Origin of the sequence: Streptomyces sp. Mut1 (assembly GCF_030719295.1) — a bacterium.
Classification (GTDB): domain Bacteria; phylum Actinomycetota; class Actinomycetes; order Streptomycetales; family Streptomycetaceae; genus Streptomyces; species Streptomyces castrisilvae.
In genome coordinates this window covers 4,841,717-4,858,909 of sequence record NZ_CP120997.1, presented here as the reverse complement: position 1 = coordinate 4,858,909, position 17,193 = coordinate 4,841,717, and the positions used below count along the sequence as shown (strand labels likewise).

General features: G+C 73.2%; 10 protein-coding genes. 3 read left to right on the top strand and 7 right to left on the bottom strand.

The features are described from left to right. Window positions 1–25: 25 nt before the first annotated feature. From P8A18_RS21205 to P8A18_RS21190, 4 genes are all read right to left on the bottom strand, one after another. A complete protein-coding gene (locus tag P8A18_RS21205) occupies window positions 26–1,654 on the bottom strand; it encodes a succinic semialdehyde dehydrogenase (RefSeq protein WP_306056651.1) in 1,629 nt (542 codons plus the stop codon). Window positions 1,655–1,836: 182 nt separating this feature from the next. Beyond that, window positions 1,837–3,489: a serine/threonine-protein kinase gene (locus P8A18_RS21200; RefSeq protein WP_306056649.1), complete on the bottom strand. Its 1,653-nt coding sequence runs from the start codon at window positions 3,487–3,489 to the stop codon at window positions 1,837–1,839. 110 nt (window positions 3,490–3,599) lie between these two features. Next, window positions 3,600–6,842, bottom strand: a complete 3,243-nt coding sequence (locus tag P8A18_RS21195) for a serine/threonine kinase C-terminal domain-containing protein (protein ID WP_306056647.1) — start codon at window positions 6,840–6,842, stop codon at window positions 3,600–3,602. Between the two features lie 204 nt (window positions 6,843–7,046). Continuing rightward, entirely contained in the window at window positions 7,047–8,990 is a 1,944-nt protein-coding gene (locus P8A18_RS21190) for a serine/threonine-protein kinase (RefSeq protein WP_306056645.1), read from the bottom strand. Window positions 8,991–9,109: 119 nt separating this feature from the next. Here P8A18_RS21190 and P8A18_RS21185 point away from each other — a divergent pair, with 119 nt between their 5' ends. After that, on the top strand, window positions 9,110–10,177 hold the full coding sequence (locus P8A18_RS21185) for a serine hydrolase domain-containing protein (RefSeq protein ID WP_306056643.1): 1,068 nt from the start codon (window positions 9,110–9,112) through the stop codon (window positions 10,175–10,177). Between the two features lie 165 nt (window positions 10,178–10,342). On the opposite strand, the gene P8A18_RS21180 is transcribed toward P8A18_RS21185, so the two are convergent. Continuing rightward, window positions 10,343–12,049, bottom strand: coding sequence for a glycerol-3-phosphate dehydrogenase/oxidase (locus P8A18_RS21180; protein WP_306056641.1), 1,707 nt, complete (start codon window positions 12,047–12,049; stop codon window positions 10,343–10,345). A 246-nt stretch (window positions 12,050–12,295) separates the two neighbouring features. Between P8A18_RS21180 and P8A18_RS21175 the strand changes: the two genes are divergently transcribed. After that, window positions 12,296–13,558 (top strand): nucleotide sugar dehydrogenase, encoded by a 1,263-nt coding sequence (locus P8A18_RS21175; RefSeq protein ID WP_306056639.1) that lies wholly within the window; start codon window positions 12,296–12,298, stop codon window positions 13,556–13,558. Between the two features lie 123 nt (window positions 13,559–13,681). After that, window positions 13,682–14,236 carry a hypothetical protein gene (locus P8A18_RS21170; RefSeq protein ID WP_306056638.1) on the top strand — a complete coding sequence of 185 codons (555 nt, stop codon included), beginning with the start codon at window positions 13,682–13,684 and terminating at the stop codon, window positions 14,234–14,236. An 84-nt stretch (window positions 14,237–14,320) separates the two neighbouring features. On the opposite strand, the gene P8A18_RS21165 is transcribed toward P8A18_RS21170, so the two are convergent. After that, entirely contained in the window at window positions 14,321–15,445 is a 1,125-nt protein-coding gene (locus tag P8A18_RS21165) for a GuaB3 family IMP dehydrogenase-related protein (protein ID WP_018550554.1), read from the bottom strand. Between the two features lie 105 nt (window positions 15,446–15,550). Further along, entirely contained in the window at window positions 15,551–17,053 is a 1,503-nt protein-coding gene (gene guaB / locus P8A18_RS21160; protein ID WP_026249415.1) for an IMP dehydrogenase, read from the bottom strand. Between the last annotated feature and the right edge of the window lie 140 nt (window positions 17,054–17,193).

Below are 17,193 nucleotides of genomic sequence, written 5' to 3'. Positions count from 1 at the left end.
AAGTGGTGCGGGCAGGGGCGGGGGTTCAGCGCAGGCGGAACGCCTTCATCGCCTTCAGGCTGCGGCTCATGAACGCCGCGTACTTCTCGTCGTCCATCCCGAAGGACGGGGCGAGCGGGATCAGCCGCTGCTGGGCGACGGTCTGGGCCTCGGTGTACTTGAGGATGCCCTCGGAGCCGTGCCGGCGACCGAGACCGGAGTCCTTCATGCCGCCCATCGGCGACTGCACGCTGCCGTACGCGGGGGCGTACCCCTCGTTGATGTTGACCGTGCCGGTGCGCAGCCGGGCGGCGACCCGGTGGCCGCGCCTGCCGTCCTTGGTCCAGACGCTGGAGTTGAGGCCGTACGGGGTGGCGTTGGCCAGCTCCACAACCTCGTCCTCGTCGCTGAAGCGGTAGACCGAGACGACCGGGCCGAAGGTCTCCTCGGTGCAGACGGCCATCGGGGCCTCCACACCGTCCAGGATCGTCGGCTCGTAGAAGAGCGGGCCGATGTCGGGGCGGGCGACCCCGCCGGCCACCAGCTTGGCGCCCTTCTCGACGGCCTCCGCGACATGCCGGCTGACGGTCTCCAGCTGCCGCTCGCCCACCAGCGAGCCCATGTCGGCGCCGTACGCGAGGGAGCTGCCGAGCCGCATCGCCTTGGTACGGGCGGCGAACCGCTCCACGAAGGCGTCGGCGACGGACTCGTGGACGTACAGCCGCTCGATGGAGATGCAGAGCTGGCCGGCCGAGGAGAAGCAGGCGCGGACGGCGCCGGCGGCGGCCTTCTCCACGTCGGCGTCCGCCAGGACCAGCATGGCGTTCTTGCCGCCGAGCTCCAGCGAGACGCCGACGAGCCGGGCCGCCGCGCCCTGCGCGACCTCGCGGCCGGTGCGGGTGGAGCCGGTGAACGAGACGTAGTCGGCGTGCTTGACGACCTCGGGGCCGATGACCGGGCCGTCACCGAGGACGACCTGGAAGACCTCGGCCGGGAGCCCCGCCTCGATGAGCAGGTCGCGGGCCCACAGGGCGGTCAGCGCGGTCTCGGTGTCGGGCTTCATCACCACGGCGTTGCCGGAGACGAAGGCGGGCAGGGCGTCGCCGACGGACAGCTCAAAGGGGTAGTTCCAGGGGGCGATCTGGCCGACGACCCCGCGCGGCTGACGCAGCTCGGTGACCTTGGTGAGGGTCGGTACGACACCCGTGTGGCGCTTGGGCTTCAGATACGCGGCGGCCTTGCGGCCGTAGTGCCGGGCGGCGACGGCGACCGCCTGCACCTCCTCGTGGGCGTGCAGACGGGCCTTGCCGGTCTCCAGCTGGATGAGGTCGAGGACCTCGGACTGGCGGCCGATGACGAGGTCGTGGAAACGCAGGAGGACCGCGGCCCGGTCCCGTACCGGCAGGGCGGCCCAGACGGGCTGGGCGGCGCGCGCCCGCTCGAAGGCGGTCGCCACGTCCTCGGGGGTGGACTCCGGCAGGTCGGCCAGCTTCGCACCGGTGAAGGGCGTGTGGTTGGCGGTACGGCCGGAGCCGACGACGCCGCGCGTCAGCTGGGCGATCACCTCGGGCGTCACGACATCGGCGGCCGTGCGCACGCCCGCGGGCGCGGCGGCCACGGGGTTGGTGCCGGCAGCGGCGGCGGAGGTGGACGTGGGGGCCTGCGAGTCCGTCATGAGGGCGAGAGTACGTCGGCCGGAAGGCTTTGGGTACCCGTGGGTAACAGCTTTTCACCGTCTCTCCCGGAGTCCCGCCACCCACCCGCCGACCCAGCCAGTGATCACTGGCGACATAAGTCCTGATCAGGGGCTATCCGCCAGCCCCCGCCGGTCCGGGCGGCCGGACGGGTCAGTCGGTGTCAGTCGGTGTCGGCCGGGGCGCGCCAGCTGCGCAGCATCGTGTTGAACCGGTCCCGGGTGTTGTCCCAGTCGTCCGCGGGGCCCGTCATGTAGAGCGCGTACTCCGGGCCGCCCTCCTTCGCGAAATACATCTGGTCGATGGCGTGCCGCGCCTCGCCGTTCTTCTCGGTCCAGGTGAACTCCCAGATGGACCCGGGGCAGTCGCGGTAGACGTTGGAGTTCAGCTCCAGGTTCACGTACTGGGGCAGCCGCTTGCTGAGCGTCGTCTGCAGTTCCAGCATGTGGTCGTAGGAGTTGTCGAAGTCGGGGGCCGGGTCGACGCTGATCCGGAGGTAGTGCACGCCGCCGTCCGGGGTGTAGTCGATGTTGGTGCCCTCCATCCGGCGCTCCCAGCCCTCCGGCATGAAGATGCTGAACCCGGCCGGGTCCTCCACCCGCCGCCAGCCGTCCGGAACGCCCTGCGTCGCCGGGTCCTTCGAGGCCGACTCGGTGGGCGTCGGGGTGGGCGAGGGCGTCGGGGTGACCGGCCCCGGGGTGTGGGGGCCGTGGGTGCCGGTGCCGCCGCTCGCGGTGCCCGCGGCCTCCGTGCGGTGCGCGTACATCATCGCGGCGATGCCCGCACCGCCACCGAGCACCGCGGCCAGCGCGATGACCAGGACGGTCGTACGCCACCGGCTGCGGCGGGGAGCCGGGGCGGGGGCCGGGGCGGGAGCCGGGCCGGGGGCCGGCCCGAGTTGCGGCAGCACGGCGGTGCCCCCGCGCAGCATCTCCTCGGAGACCTGCTGTGTCGGGACGAACGCCTGGGCGCTCCTCGGCGCGCGGCCCTCCATGGCCTCCATGAGCATCCGCTCGGTCTCCGCGGCCGACGGCCGGTCCTCCGGCTCCTTGCGCAGCAGCGCGGTGATGACGGGGGCGAGCGCCCCGGCCCTGCCGGGCGGCGGCGGGTCCTCGGTGACGACTGCCTGCATGGTCGATATCGGGGAGGTCCGGCGGAACGGCGAGCGCCCCTCGACCGCCGTGTACAGCGTGGCGCCCAGCGACCACAGGTCGGACGCCGGGCCGGGGTCGCCGCCGCGTACCCGCTCGGGCGCCAGGTAGTCGATGGAGCCGACGAGTTCACCGGTCCTGGTGATGGTGGAGTCGCCCTCGATCGCGGCGATCCCGAAGTCGGTCAGCAGGACCCGGCCGTCCCGGGCGAGCAGCACGTTGCCCGGCTTCACATCGCGGTGCAGCACCCCGGCGTCGTGCGCGGCGCGCAGCGCGCCCAGCACGTGCAGCCCGATCCTGGCGGCCTCGCGCGCCTCGACCTCGCCGTACTCCTTCGCGCGGTCGGCGAGCGACGGGCCGTCGACGTACTGCATGACGATCCACGGCCTGTTGTCGTACTCGACCACGTCGTGCACGGTGACGACACCGGGGTGGGTGATGCGGGCCGCCGCTCGGGCCTCCTTCTGGGTCCTGGCGTGCAGGACGAGCCGGTCCGCGTCGGTGACGTAAAGACCGGCGGTCAGCTCCTTGACGGCCACGGTGCGGTGCAGCACCTCGTCGTGGGCCCGCCAGACCTTGCCCATGCCCCCGCGTCCGAGGACGTCGCCCAGCCGGTACCTCCCGGCCAGCAGAAGTCCGGCGTCCGTGCCCTGTGATCCATCCACGTGTGTCCCCGCCCCCGTTGCTTCGGAAGACAGGTTACGGATCGCACGCGCGGCCACGGAACCTCGCATCGCGCACGAGACCGCACTGTGATGCTTGTCGCCCCGGGGGTTCAGCCCGTCACACGGTAGGAGACGCTGGCCTGTTGGTAGATCTCGGTGACCTCGTCCCGCTGGTCCTCCGGGCCGATGACCTGGAGGATGTGGTAGCGGCCGTCGACCAGCATGACGAGGTTACGGACGTACACCTCGCGGCCGTTGCCGTCCTGCCAGGTGAACTGGCCCTCGGCCATGGCCTGTCGGCCGACGTCGGTGCGGCGCAGTCCGCTCGCCGACGACCAGGTGGAGTCGCGGAACGGTTTCAACTCCGGCTCCTTGTCCCGCTGGTAGTCCAGCGGGTCGCTGCCGTTGGCCTTGGCGGTGTCGCGGCCGGGGACGATCAGCACGCTGAAGCCGTCGCTCCCGTAGTGGACCTGGCGCTCGGCGTTGGCCGGGCTGCGCTGCCAGCCCTTGGGGATGCCGACCTCGAAGCCCTCGGCGTCCTTGCGCAGCGTGTAGCCCGGCGCGAGCGCGGCGGCGGAGCGGCTGGTCTGCGGCTGCTGCGCCCCCGAGGACTTGGCCGGTGACGGCTCCTTCGACCCGGTCGGCCCGGGGTCGGGCGTCGCGGAGCCGGACGGCGCGGAGGCGGTGGGGGCGGGCGCGGCGCCGGTCCCCTTGTCCGCGTCGGACTTGGGCATGAACATCACGGCGTACGCGATGACCGCGACGAGCACCAGCAGGATCAGGACGAGCAGCAGCCTGCCCAGCCGGCGCGGCGGGCGGTCGGGCGGGGTGCGCAGCGCCTTGGGGCCCTTGGGCTCGCGGGGCGCCTTCAGGCGCGGCTCGTGGTACGTGCCGACCGTGCGGTCGGCGGCCTCCCCGGTGTGGCGGTGCCGGCCGTGCGCCGCCCCGCCGCGCCGGCCGCGCCGCTTGCGGACGAGCTCGCCGCGACGGCGTACGACGGGCAGCCGCGTGGTGTCCTCGGCGGGCAGCGTCACGACGTCGAGCCCGGCCTCCGGTTCCGGCGCCGAGCGTACGAGGGAGCGCAGCCAGCCGCTCAGCTCCTCGACGTCGGGCCGCTCGGTCGGGTCCTGGCGCAGCAGCGACTCCACGACCGGGCGCAGCGGCCCGCACTCCTCGGCGAAGGCGGGTGGTTCGCCGCAGACCATCTGGACGAGCTCGGGGGCGCTGTCCTCGGGGTACGGGGCGTGCCCCTGCACCGCGCGGTAGAGCAGCGCGCCGAGGGCCCACAGGTCGGTGGCGGGGCCGATGGGCGGGGCCAGCTGCCAGTTCCCGTGGACGGGCCCGGCCTGTTCGGGCGCCCACCGCTCGGTGACCGCGCCGACGACGGCGATCCGTGCCTGGCGCGCCCGCTCGGCGGCGAGGGTGGTGGCGGGGCCCCGGTAGGCGGGGCCGCCCTGGTCCGGGGCGGCGACGTCGTCCCAGCGCCCGGCCCCCGAGCCGGTGGCCGGGGGCAGCGCGGGTGCGGGGGCCCGCCGGGCGGCGTCGGCACGCAGGGCGTCCTCGCCGGACCCGCCGGCGGGCACGGGCCGCCCGGAGCCGGGCCCGTCGTCCCAGGAACCGGTCAGGTGCAGCCGCCGGGGCGGCGCCTGCCCGCCGTCGTCATCCTCGTCGTCGTCCTCCTCGTCGTCCACGTCGTACGCATAGCCGTCGTACGGCTCCTGCGCCTCGGTCCCCCGCACCCAGCCCCCGGGCAACTGCGGAAGCACGGGCCGGGACGCGGTGCGCTCGCCCTCACCATCGGAGTCCTCACCGCCCGGCCGCCCGTACCCGGGACGCGCGCCGGAACCCGGGGCCCGCGGGACCACGGGCCAGGCGTCGGTGGCGGGTTCGCCGCCACGCGCGTCGCCTGCGCGACCCTGAGCCTGCGGAAGCACCGGCCAGGCGTCGGTGGCGGGTTCCGCACCACGCGTCTCACCCGCACCAGGCGGAGCCTGCGGAAGCACGGGCCACGCGTCGGTGGCGGGTTCGACGCCGCGCCCATCGCCCTCACCGGCCGACTGCCGGTACGGCGAGCGACCGTCCTCGCCGGACACGGCCTCCGCACCACGCGGAGCCTGCGGAAGCACGGGCCACGCGTCGGTGGCGGGTTCGACGTCACGCCCGTCGCCCGCGCGACCCTGGGCCTGCGGAAGCACGGGCCAGGCGTCGGGGTCGGCGCCGTATGGCTCGTCCCTGTCGTCCGGCGGCTGTGGGCGTCCCGGCCAGGCGTCCGGCGCGGGTTCCGTGCCGCGCTCGTCGTCCGCGCCGGCCGAAGGCTGCGGGAGCGCGGGGCGCGCGCCCGGGGCGTTCCCCGCGCGGCGTTCCTCCTCGCTGACGCGGGCGGCGGCGGCGCGGGCGCCCGCCCGGTACGCGGCGATGGCCCCGGCCCGTGCGGCCCTGGCGTGGGCGGCGCTGTCCGTCCCGGCGGCGGGCACGGGCAGCCCGCCGGGCGGCACCGGCCGGCGCGCGGGGTCAGCCTCGCCGCCGTACGGAGGCACGACGCGGTCCGCCTCGCCGCCGTACGGAGGCGCGAGTTCGGCGCCCGGCCCCGACTCGATCGCCGCGGGGCCCCGGGAGGCCGGCAGGTAGCCGGCCTCGGTTTCGCCGGGGGCGTACGGGCCGGGCGGCTCCGGGTCGGCCTCGGGCGGGACGTAGGGGCCGGTGGGGCCGGACTCGACTGCGGGGCCGCCGTACCCGTCCTCGTCCGGCTCCTCGTCGTCGGGGTGCGGCACCGGGTTGTAACCGCACAGCGCCTCCTCGGCCGCGCCGGCCGCGAGCCCGGTCAGGACGACCCGCCCGTCGTCGCAGACGAGCACCGTGCGCACGGTGATGTTGCGGTGGGTCCAGCCGTGGGCGTGCAGCACACGCAGCGCCGTCAGCACGTCGGAGCCGATCTCGGCGGCCCGGAACGGGTTGAGCGGGCGCTCCGCGAGGAGCGCGGCCAGCGGGCGGGACGCCACCAGTTCGCTCACTATCCAGAGCGAACCCTGCTCCGCGAACACGTCGAAGACCTGGTCGAGCCGTGGATGGTCGGGCACTTGGGCCGCCGCCTGGGCGGCCTCGATGGCGCGCCGCACGGCCGGTTCCGTGGGCCGGCCGACCGCACGTCCGCCGGAGCGCGGCACGGCGGAGGCGCGGCCGTCGCCCTCGACGAACTCCGCGTCCACGACCTCGGGCAGCGGCACCTGACGGACCAGGACCTCCTGGCCGCTGTATGTGTCGAATGCCCGGGTCTCGACCAGTTCGTACGCGTCGGCCGGAGGCAGCGGAAGGCGGTAGCGGTCGGCAAGCACCCGACCCGCGTAGTCGTCCACGACGCCTCCCCAGAGCGCGCTGTCCCCCCGGTCACGCAGACCGCTCCGCACCGAATCCGTCAATCACAGTCACTTGCGGTGCAATTGACTGTCTGTTTCGGCTGCGTACGGTCTACGGGATCTCACCATACGTGTCCTGCGGCGGCGGCGCGGCCGGTCGGCACAACCCGGCCCCGCGGCCGCCCCCGGCCGCGCCGGGCCGCCTCAGTCGACCGGCTGGAACGATGCGAACGCCGTCTCGCGCAGCGTCCGGCACTCCTTGCCGTCCCACTCGTCCGCCTTGCAGCTGATCATGATCGCGTAGCCGTGCTTCGCGTCGGCCTTGAAGCCGCGGTTCAGCACCCGGACACGCTGGCCGTGCTGGGTCCGTTCGAACTCCCAGTCGGCGACGGTGGGGTAGCCCTTGTACTCCACCTTCTTGATGCCGATGTGGTGGTAGTTCGTACTGGAGGCGGCGACTCCGCCGCGGGCCGTGTTCCAGGCGAGCGCCGCGTCGCCGCCGGGCGAACCGGTGTAGTCGACCTGGAGGCGGGGAAAGCCGCCGTCGGCGTTGTAGATGGCGCCGGCGCCCTGGCCCGATGTGGCGTCGAAGCGGAAGTCCTTGGGCATCGCGATGGTGAAGTGGAACCGCTTGTTCGTCACCGCGTGGTACCCGGCGGGCAGGGCGTCGGCGTCCTCGTCGCCCTTCGCGCCGTCGTCGTCGCCGTCCTTCGCCCCCTTGTCCGCGTCGTCGTCCTGGCCCCGGCCGTCGTCGTCGCCCTTGCCCGCGTCCTGTTCCTTGCCGCTGCCGCCCTGTTCGGTGTCGGCCGACCCGGAGCCGGTGGCGGTGGGGGTCCCGGCGGGTGCGGACGCGCCGGGCTTCTTCGCGCCGGAGTCGTCGGACGTGTCGTCGCCGCCGAGGGTGAGCGCGAGAACCGTGCCGAGGACGGCGAGCGCGATGACGGCCGCGATGATCGCCAGGGTGCGGCGCGGCACGACGTCGGTGAGGGACGCCCGGGGCGCGGTGACCGGCGAAGTGGCCGGGCGCTGCGGCGGTACGGCTCCCGAGGGCGTCGCGGCGCCGGGGGCGGGGGTGGGCCGGGCCGGGACGGGCGGTGCGGTGGCGGGGGCCGCGACGGCGCCGGCGGCGGGCGTCGCCTTCGCGTTGCGTACGGAGCGCAGCGCGCCGCGCAGCCGGTCGCGGGCGCCCTCGCCGGTCTCCCCGGACTTCGCCGCCCCGGCGTCGGTGACGCCCTTGGGCAGGGCCATGACCTGGGTGGCGTCGGCCGGGGCCGGCACCGGACGCTCCGGCTGGTCGAAGGAGCTGATGACGTCGTTGAGCAGGGCACGCGCGCCCGCGTCGTCGAGCCGCTGCTCGGGGTCCCGGGCGAGCAGCCCGTAGATGACCTCCTCCAGCGGGCCCGCGTTCTTCGGCGGGTCGAGCGGCTCGGTCATCACGGCGGTCAGGGTCGCGATGGCGGAGCCCTTGTCGTACGGCGGGCAGCCCTCGACGCTCGCGTACAGCAGGCCGCCCAGCGACCACAGGTCGGCGGGCGGGCCCGGCTTGTGGCCGCGCGCCCGCTCCGGCGAGATGTACGAGGGCGCGCCGACGAGCATGCCCGTGGAGGTGACGGAGGGGTCGCCCTCGACCTGCGCGATGCCGAAGTCGGTGAGCACGACCCGGCCGTCCTCGGCGATGAGCACGTTGGACGGCTTCACGTCGCGGTGCAGGATGCCCTCGCGGTGCGCCGAGCGCAGCACGTCGAGGATGGCGAGGCCGACCTCGGCGGCACGTTTCGGCGTCAGGACGCCGTCCTCGCGCACTGCCTCGGCCAGCGACTTGCCCTCGATGAGCTCCATGACGATCCACGGCCGGTCGTCCTCGTCGACCACGTCGTAGACCGTGACGGCGCCGTTGTTGCGGATGCGCGCGATCGCCTTGGCCTCGCGCAGCGTACGCGTGATCAGCCTGCGCTTCTCGTCGTCGTCGATGGCCGAGGGGAACCGCAGTTCCTTGACCGCCACCGTGCGGCCCAGCGTCTCGTCGACGGCACGCCAGACCGTACCCATACCGCCCCGGCCGAGCACCTCCCCGAGCCGGTACCGCCCCGCAAGGAGACGTCCGTCCTTGTCCCGTTGGGGCTCCCGTGCCTGCTCCGCCTCCGACATGCGTCCCCTCTGCGATCAACCCGCCCTGGCAGAGCGTTCATTGTCCCTCACCCCGGGACCGGTCCCGGTGCCGGGTCCGGGCTCGGCCATGATGGGCCCCGACGAAGGGACCTCCAGCCATGCCGATGCTCAGGGCGCCACTCGTCACCCTGGTGGTGCTGCTGTTGTGCGGCCTCGGAACGGGGCCCCTGCCCAGCGAATCACACCTCACTCCCGCAGCCTCCTACCTCCCCCGGCTCGCCGTCCAGGGGGGCGCACCGGACGCGGCACTTCTGGCGCACGACGTCTCATCGGCACCGCGGGACACCTACCGTTCGACGGGCCCCGGCATCCGGTACGCGGACCGGTTCCGGGCGGGCAGCATCACCAAGACCTTCGTCGCCGTCGTCGTCCTCCAACTCGCCGGAGAGGGAAGGCTGCGGCTGTCCGACCCCGTCGAGCGCTTCCTGCCCGGACTGGTCCGGGGCCACGGCAACGACGGCCGCCGCATCACGCTGCGCGCCCTGCTCAGCCACACCAGCGGCCTCTACGACTACGCGGACGACACCTCCGCCCACCCCCTGACCGCCACGGCCGCGCTCCGTACGGCGACGGCCCACCGCCCCACGGCCGCACCCGGCACCTACGCGTACTCCAACACCGATTACGCCGTCCTCGGCCTCGTCGTCCGCGGCGTCACCGGCCACGGCTACGCGACCGAGATCCGCCGCCGCGTCATCGGCCCCCTCCACCTCGCCGGCACCTCCCTCCCCGGCAGCCGCACCACCCTGCCCGCACCGCACGGCCGGGCCTACACGCGCGATCCGTCCGACGGCCGCCTCACCGACGTCACCGCCCTCGACCCGCGCACCGCGGGCGCCGCGGGCGAGCTGATCTCCACGCTCGCCGACCTGAACCGCTTCTACGCGGCCCTGCTGGGCGGACGGCTGCTGAGGCCGGCTCAGCTGTCCGCCCTGCTCGACACCTCGGCGTCGCACGGGCTTTACGGCCTCGGCGTCTTCCCGGAGCGCCTGTCCTGCGGCGTCACCGTCTGGGGCCACAACGGCCGCATCAGCGGCAGTTACGTCCGCACCGCCGCCACCCGCGACGGCCGGCACACCCTGACCTACCGCATCGACACGGACACCCTGGACGAAGCGGACACCCTGGAACCGGCACTCCTGGAAGCGGAGTTCTGCCCGAGCTGAGCCGGCACGCGGGGCGGGATGAGGACAAGGGCGGGGCGGGGGCGCGGGCGCGGGCACGAGGACTGGGCCCCGCAACGGCGGCCCGGAACGAGGCCCCACGCCCGGCCGTCCGGGGCCACCACGCCCGGCCGCCACCACACCCGGCCGCCCCTCGCCCGGCCGCCGTCAGAGCGGCACGATGTCCGGTGCGCCCAGCCTCGCCGCGTCCGCCGTCAGGTCGTCCGGCTGGCGCTGCGACTCGCGTTCCGCCTCCACCCGCTTCTCGTAGTGCGCGGCCTCCCGGTCGATCTGCCCCGCGTCCCAGCCGAGGACCGGCGCCATCAGCTCCGCGCAGAGCCGGGCGGAGCGGGTGCCCCGGTCGAAGGTCTCTATGGATATCCGGGTCCGCCGGGTCAGGACGTCGTCGAGGTGACGCGCCCCCTCGTGCGAGGCGGCGTAGACGATCTCGGCCTTGAGGTAGTCGTCGGCGGCCGGCAGCGGTTCGCCCATCACCGGGTCGGCGACGATCAGCTCCAGCAGCTCCTCGGTCATCGAGCCGTACCGGTTCAGCAGATGCTCCACCCGGGCGACGTGGAGGCCGGTGCGGGCGGCGATCCTGGCGCGCGCGTTCCACAGGGCGCGGTAGCCCTCGGCGCCCAGCAGCGGGACGTCCTCCGTGACACAGGCGGCCACCCGCTGGTCGAGCCCGTGCACCGCCTCGTCCACGGCGTCCTTGGCCATCACCCGGTACGTCGTGTACTTGCCGCCGGCGACGACGACGAGGCCGGGCACCGGATGGGCCACGGTGTGCTCGCGGGACAGCTTGCTGGTGGCGTCCGACTCGCCGGCCAGCAGGGGCCGCAGCCCGGCGTAGACACCCTCGACGTCGTCCCTGGTCAGGGGCGTGGACAGGACCTCGTTCACATGTTCCAGCAGGTAGTCGATGTCCGCGCTGGAGGCGGCCGGGTGCGCCTTGTCCAGGTCCCAGTCGGTGTCCGTGGTGCCCACGATCCAGTGCCGGCCCCAGGGGATGACGAAGAGCACGGACTTCTCGGTGCGCAGGATCAGGCCGGTCGAGGAGTGGATGCGGTCCTTCGGGACGACCAGGTGGATGCCCTTGGAGGCCCGGACATGGAACTGGCCGCGCTCACCGATCAGCGACTGGGTGTCGTCCGTCCAGACGCCGGTGGCGTTGACCACCTGTTTGGCCCTGACCTCGTACTCGCCGCCCGCCTCGACGTCCTCCACCCGGACGCCGACGACCCGTTCGCCCTCCCGGAGGAAGCCGACCACCTCGGCCCGGTTCGCCACATGCGCGCCGTATCCGGCGGCGGTGCGCACCAGCGTCGCCACATAGCGGGCGTCGTCCATCTGGGCGTCGTAGTACTGAAGGGCCCCCACCAGGGCGTCCCGCTTCAGGGCCGGGGCGACCCGCAGGGCGCGGCGGCGGGAGAGGTGCCGGTGCACGGGAAGGCCCCGGCCGTGCCCGGAGGACACCGACATCGCGTCGTACAGCGCGACGCCGGAACCGGCGTACAGCCGCTCCCAGCCCTTGTGCTGCAACGGGTAGAGGAAGGGCACCGGCTTCACCAGGTGCGGGGCGAGCCGCTCCAGCAGCAGCCCGCGCTCCTTCAGCGCCTCCCGTACGAGGGCGAAGTCGAGCATCTCCAGATAGCGCAGCCCGCCGTGGATCAGCTTGCTCGACCTGCTCGACGTGCCGGACGCCCAGTCGCGCGCCTCGACCAGGCCGGTCGAGAGCCCTCTCGTGACCGCGTCCAGTGCCGTCCCGGCGCCGACCACGCCCGCCCCCACGACCAGCACGTCCAGTTCGCGCTCGGCCATCGCGGCGAGCGCCTCGGCGCGCTGCGCGGGTCCCAGTGTCGCTGTCCTCACTGCTGCCTCCCGGTAGATCGGGGTGGTCCGGCACGGAAAGCGGCCCCGGCCATGCGGCCGGTGCCCGTGCCCACAGATCGATTCTGTCCGCGCTCCGCGACTTCAGCCACCGCCTGTGGACAACACCCCGACGACAAGGGCCCCACAATGCGACATATAGGTCATATTTACGCCTAGTCTGACATTGCGCTGTCCACAGCGGTTGCGCTTTCTGTCCTCATGGTCTTAGGGAAGGCGGCCACCCACGTGCCTGCAGACCTCGCCGTCATCGGACTCGGTCACCTCGGCCTGCCCCTCGCCCAGGCCGCCGTCCACACCGGTATCCAGACCATCGGCTACGACACCGACCCCCGGGCCTTCGCCGAGGTCGCCGCGGGCCGCACCCCGGTCGAGGGATCACTCTCCGCGTCCGACGTGCGCCGGATGCTCTCGGGAGGGTTCCGGCCCACCACCGACCAGGCCGAGCTGGGCCGGGTCCGTACCGCCGTGATCTGCGCGCCGACCCCGCTCGGCCCCGACCGCACCCTCGACCTGAGCGCCGTCGGCGCCGCCGCCCGCGCCCTGGCCGCCCGGCTGCGCCCGCACACCACCGTGCTGCTCGAATCGGCCGTCCCCCCGGGCACCACGGAGAACTTCCTGCTCCCCCTCCTCGAAGAGGGCTCGGGGCTGCGCGGCGGGCGCGACTTCCACCTCGCCCACTCCCCCAGCCGGCTCGACCCGGGCAACCGCGCCCACGTCTACGCCAACACCCCCAAGGTCATCGGCGGCCTCACCCCCGCCTGCACCGAGTCGGCCGCCGCCTTCTACGGCCGGCTCACCGACAAGGTCGTACGCGCCCGGGGCCCGCGCGAGGCCGAGATGACCAAGGTCCTGGAGACCAACTTCCGGCACGTCAACATCGCCCTGGTCAACGAGATGGCAGTGCTCTGCCACGACCTCGGCGTCGACCTCTGGGACGTCATCCGGTGCGCCGAGACCAAACCCTTCGGCTTCCAGCCCTTCCGCCCCGGCCCCGGCGTCGGCGGCCACGGCGCCCCGGTCGACCCGGGCCACCTCCCGTACCACGCCCGCACCGCCGGCCCCCCGCTGCGGATGGTCTCGCTGGCCCAGGAGATCAACGACCGGATGCCGCAGTACGTGATCCAGCGCTGCGCCACCCTCCTCAACGAACACGGAAAGGCCGTCCGGGGCGCCCGGGTGCTCCTGCTCGGCGTCACCTACAAGCCCGACCTCGCCGACCAGGAGGCCTCCCCCGCCCGGGAGATCGCCACCCGGCTGATGGACATGGGCGCCCAGATCGGCTACCACGACCCGCACGTCCTGGACTGGCGGGTGCGCGAACTCCCGGTTCCGCGCGCCGATTCGCTGTACGAGGCGGCGGCGCACGCCGATCTGACGGTGCTGCTCCAGCACCACCGTACGTACGACCTCCAGGGCCTCGCCGTGAAGGCCCAACTCCTCCTGGACACCCGCGGAGCGACCCCCGCCGGAGCCGCCCACCGGCTCTGATGACGGCCCCTCAGCCCAGTTCCCCCAAGGATTCCGGTGGGCCGATGTCGGAACCGGCTGCTAGCCTGCGGCGTCACTCATCGCACACCAGTGCGCAGACGTCCCCAGGGGGAGAAAACCAGCATGAGCCAGCCCGTACCACCGCCGAACCAGCCCTACGGCGCCCAGCCCCAGGGCGGCAACCCGTTCGCCGGTCAGCAGCCCGGCGCCCCGTTCCCGGGCCAGCAGCCCGGCGCCCAGTTCGGCGGCCCCGCGCCGTTCGCCCCGGTCCCGCCGAAGCGCGACAATCTCGCGCTCGGACTGGCGACGGCCGTCGGCGCGGCGCTCGTCGGGGCGCTCATCTACGGCGTCATCCTCGGCAAGACCGATTACCAGATCGGCTACATCGCGGTCGGCCTCGGCTTCCTCGTCGGCTTCGCGGCCAGCAAGGTCGGCGGTGCCAACCCGGCGGTGACCGTCGTCAGCGCCCTGCTGTCCGTCGGCGCCGTCTACCTCGGCCAGATCGTGGGCATCTCGATCGCCCTCTCGGACCTGGCGCACGAGTCGGCGACCAGCATCTTCTTCGACCACTTCGACGTCATCACGAAGGCGTGGAGCGAGACGGCCGACTTCAAGACGTACCTCTTCCTGGCGATCGGCGCGGTCGGCGCCGTCGCCGGCGCGAAGAAGGCCGCGTAACAGACCGGGGCGACCCGCCTCGAACACGCCGGAGGGCCCGGACCGCGTCGCGGTCCGGGCCCTCCGGCGTGCGTACGGAAGAACTCAGCGGCTGTGCTGCGAGTCCGCCACCGTCACCTCGACGCGCTGGAACTCCTTGAGGTCGCTGTAGCCCGTGGTCGCCATCGCCCGGCGCAGCGCGCCGAAGATGTTCATCGAGCCGTCCGGGGAGTGCGAAGGACCGGTGAGGACCTCCTCCGTCGTCCCGACCGAGCCGAGGTCGACCAGCTTGCCGCGCGGCACGTCCTCGTGGACGGCCTCCATGCCCCAGTGGCGGCCGCGGCCCGGCGCGTCCGTCGCGCGGGCCAGCGGGGAGCCCATCATCACGGCGTCCGCACCGCAGGCGATGGCCTTCGGCAGGTCGCCGGACCAGCCGACGCCGCCGTCCGCGATCACGTGCACGTACCGGCCGCCGGACTCGTCCATGTAGTCGCGGCGGGCACCGGCCACGTCGGCGACCGCGGTCGCCATCGGGACCTGGATGCCGAAGACGTTGCGCGTGGTGTGCGCGGCGCCGCCGCCGAAGCCGACGAGGACACCGGCCGCGCCCGTACGCATCAGGTGCAGGGCCGCGGTGTACGTGGCGCAGCCGCCGACGATCACCGGGACGTCCAGCTCGTAGATGAACTGCTTCAGGTTCAGCGGCTCGGCCGCGCCCGAGACGTGCTCGGCGGAGACCGTCGTGCCGCGGATGACGAAGATGTCCACGCCCGCGTCGACCACGGCCTTGGAGAACTGGGCGGTGCGCTGCGGGGAGAGCGCGGCGGCGGTGACGACACCGGAGTCGCGGACCTCCTTGATGCGCTGCCCGATCAGCTCCTCCTGGATGGGGGCGGAGTAGATCTCCTGGAGCCGGCGGGTCGCGGACTCGACGGGCATCTCGGCGATCTCGTCCAGCAGCGGCTGCGGGTCGGCGTGCCGGGTCCACAGCCCTTCCAGGTTGAGCACACCGAGACCGCCGAGCTCGCCGATGCGGATGGCGTGCTGCGGGGACACCACGGAGTCCATGGGGGCGGCCAGGAACGGCAGCTCGAAGCGGTAGGCGTCGATCTGCCAGGCGATCGAGACCTCCTTCGGGTCGCGGGTCCGGCGGCTCGGGACGACGGCGATGTCGTCGAATGCGTATGCCCGGCGGCCGCGCTTGCCGCGCCCGATCTCGATCTCAGTCACGATGATGTGGCCTTTCCCTCTGCGTCTGCGCTGTCCAGTATCCCCGACACACAGGTGAGGGGCGGTACCGGGAAGCCCGGTCCGCCCCTCACCTGCGCTGTCGCGTTACTTCCTGCTGTAGTTCGGCGCTTCGACCGTCATCTGGATGTCGTGCGGGTGGCTCTCCTTGAGGCCCGCCGAGGTGATCCGCACGAAGCGGCCCTTGCTCTCCATCTCGTCCACCGAGGCCGCGCCCACGTACCCCATCGTCTGGCGGAGGCCGCCGACGAGCTGGTGCAGGACGTTGGCCAGCGGGCCGCGGTAGGGCACCTGGCCCTCGATGCCCTCGGGGACGAGCTTGTCGTCGGAGGAGACCTCGGCCTGGAAGTAGCGGTCCTTGGAGTAGGAGCGGCCCTGACCACGGGACTGCATCGCGCCCAGCGAGCCCATGCCTCGGTACGACTTGAACTGCTTGCCGTTGATGAAGAGCAGCTCGCCCGGCGACTCCTCGCAGCCCGCGAGGAGCGAGCCCAGCATCACGCTGTCGGCGCCGGCGGCGAGCGCCTTGCCGATGTCGCCGGAGTACTGGAGGCCGCCGTCCCCGATGACCGGGACGCCCGCCGCGCGGGCGGCGAGCGCGGCCTCGTAGATCGCGGTGACCTGCGGGACGCCGATGCCGGCGACCACACGGGTGGTACAGATCGAACCGGGTCCCACGCCCACCTTGACGCCGTCCACGCCGGCGTCGACGAGGGCCTGGGCGCCGTCGCGGGTCGCGACGTTTCCGCCGATGACGTCCACGCGGACGGCCGACTTGATCTTGGCCATCCAGTCGAGGGCGTTGCTGTTGTGGCCGTGCGAGGTGTCCACGATCAGGAAGTCGACACCGGCCTCGGCCAGCGCCTGGGCGCGGTCCAGCGCCTCCGGGCTGGCGCCGACGGCCGCGCCGACGAGCAGCCGGCCCTCGGCGTCCTTCGCCGCGTTCGGGTACTGCTCGGCCTTCTTGAAGTCCTTGACCGTGATGAGGCCCTTGAGCAGACCCGCCTCGTCCACCAGCGGAAGCTTCTCGATCTTGTGGCGGCGCAGCAGCTCCATGGCGTCCACGCCGGAGATGCCGACCCGCCCGGTGACCAGCGGCATCGGGGTCATGACCTCGCGCACCTGGCGCGAGCGGTCCGACTCGAAGGCCATGTCGCGGTTGGTGACGATGCCGAGGAGCTTGCCCGCCGGGTCGGTGACCGGGACGCCGCTGATGCGGAACTTGGCGCAGAGCGCGTCGGCCTCGCCGAGCGTGGCGTCCGGGCCGACCGTGATCGGGTCGGTGACCATGCCGGACTCGGACCGCTTGACCAGGTCGACCTGGTTGACCTGGTCCTCGACCGAGAGGTTGCGGTGCAGTACGCCGACACCGCCCTGCCGGGCCATGGCGATGGCCATGCGGGCCTCGGTCACCTTGTCCATGGCGGCGGACAGCAGCGGGATGTTGACGCGTACGTTGCGCGAGATGAGCGTCGAGGTGTCGACCGCGTTGGGCAGCACTTCGGATGCGCCCGGCAGCAGCAGCACGTCGTCGTATGTCAGCCCGAGCGTCGCGAATTTCTCGGGCACTCCGTCGACGTTTGCAGTCATGACACCTTCCCCAAATGGCCTTGATCGGTGCGGATGTCCATGCTAACGGGCTCTGGAGGCGTCTCATTCCACGGGCAAGATCACCCGCGGGTTCTGTAGCTTCCTACGGCAGCTTCCTACGGCACGGCCGGATTTCCGGC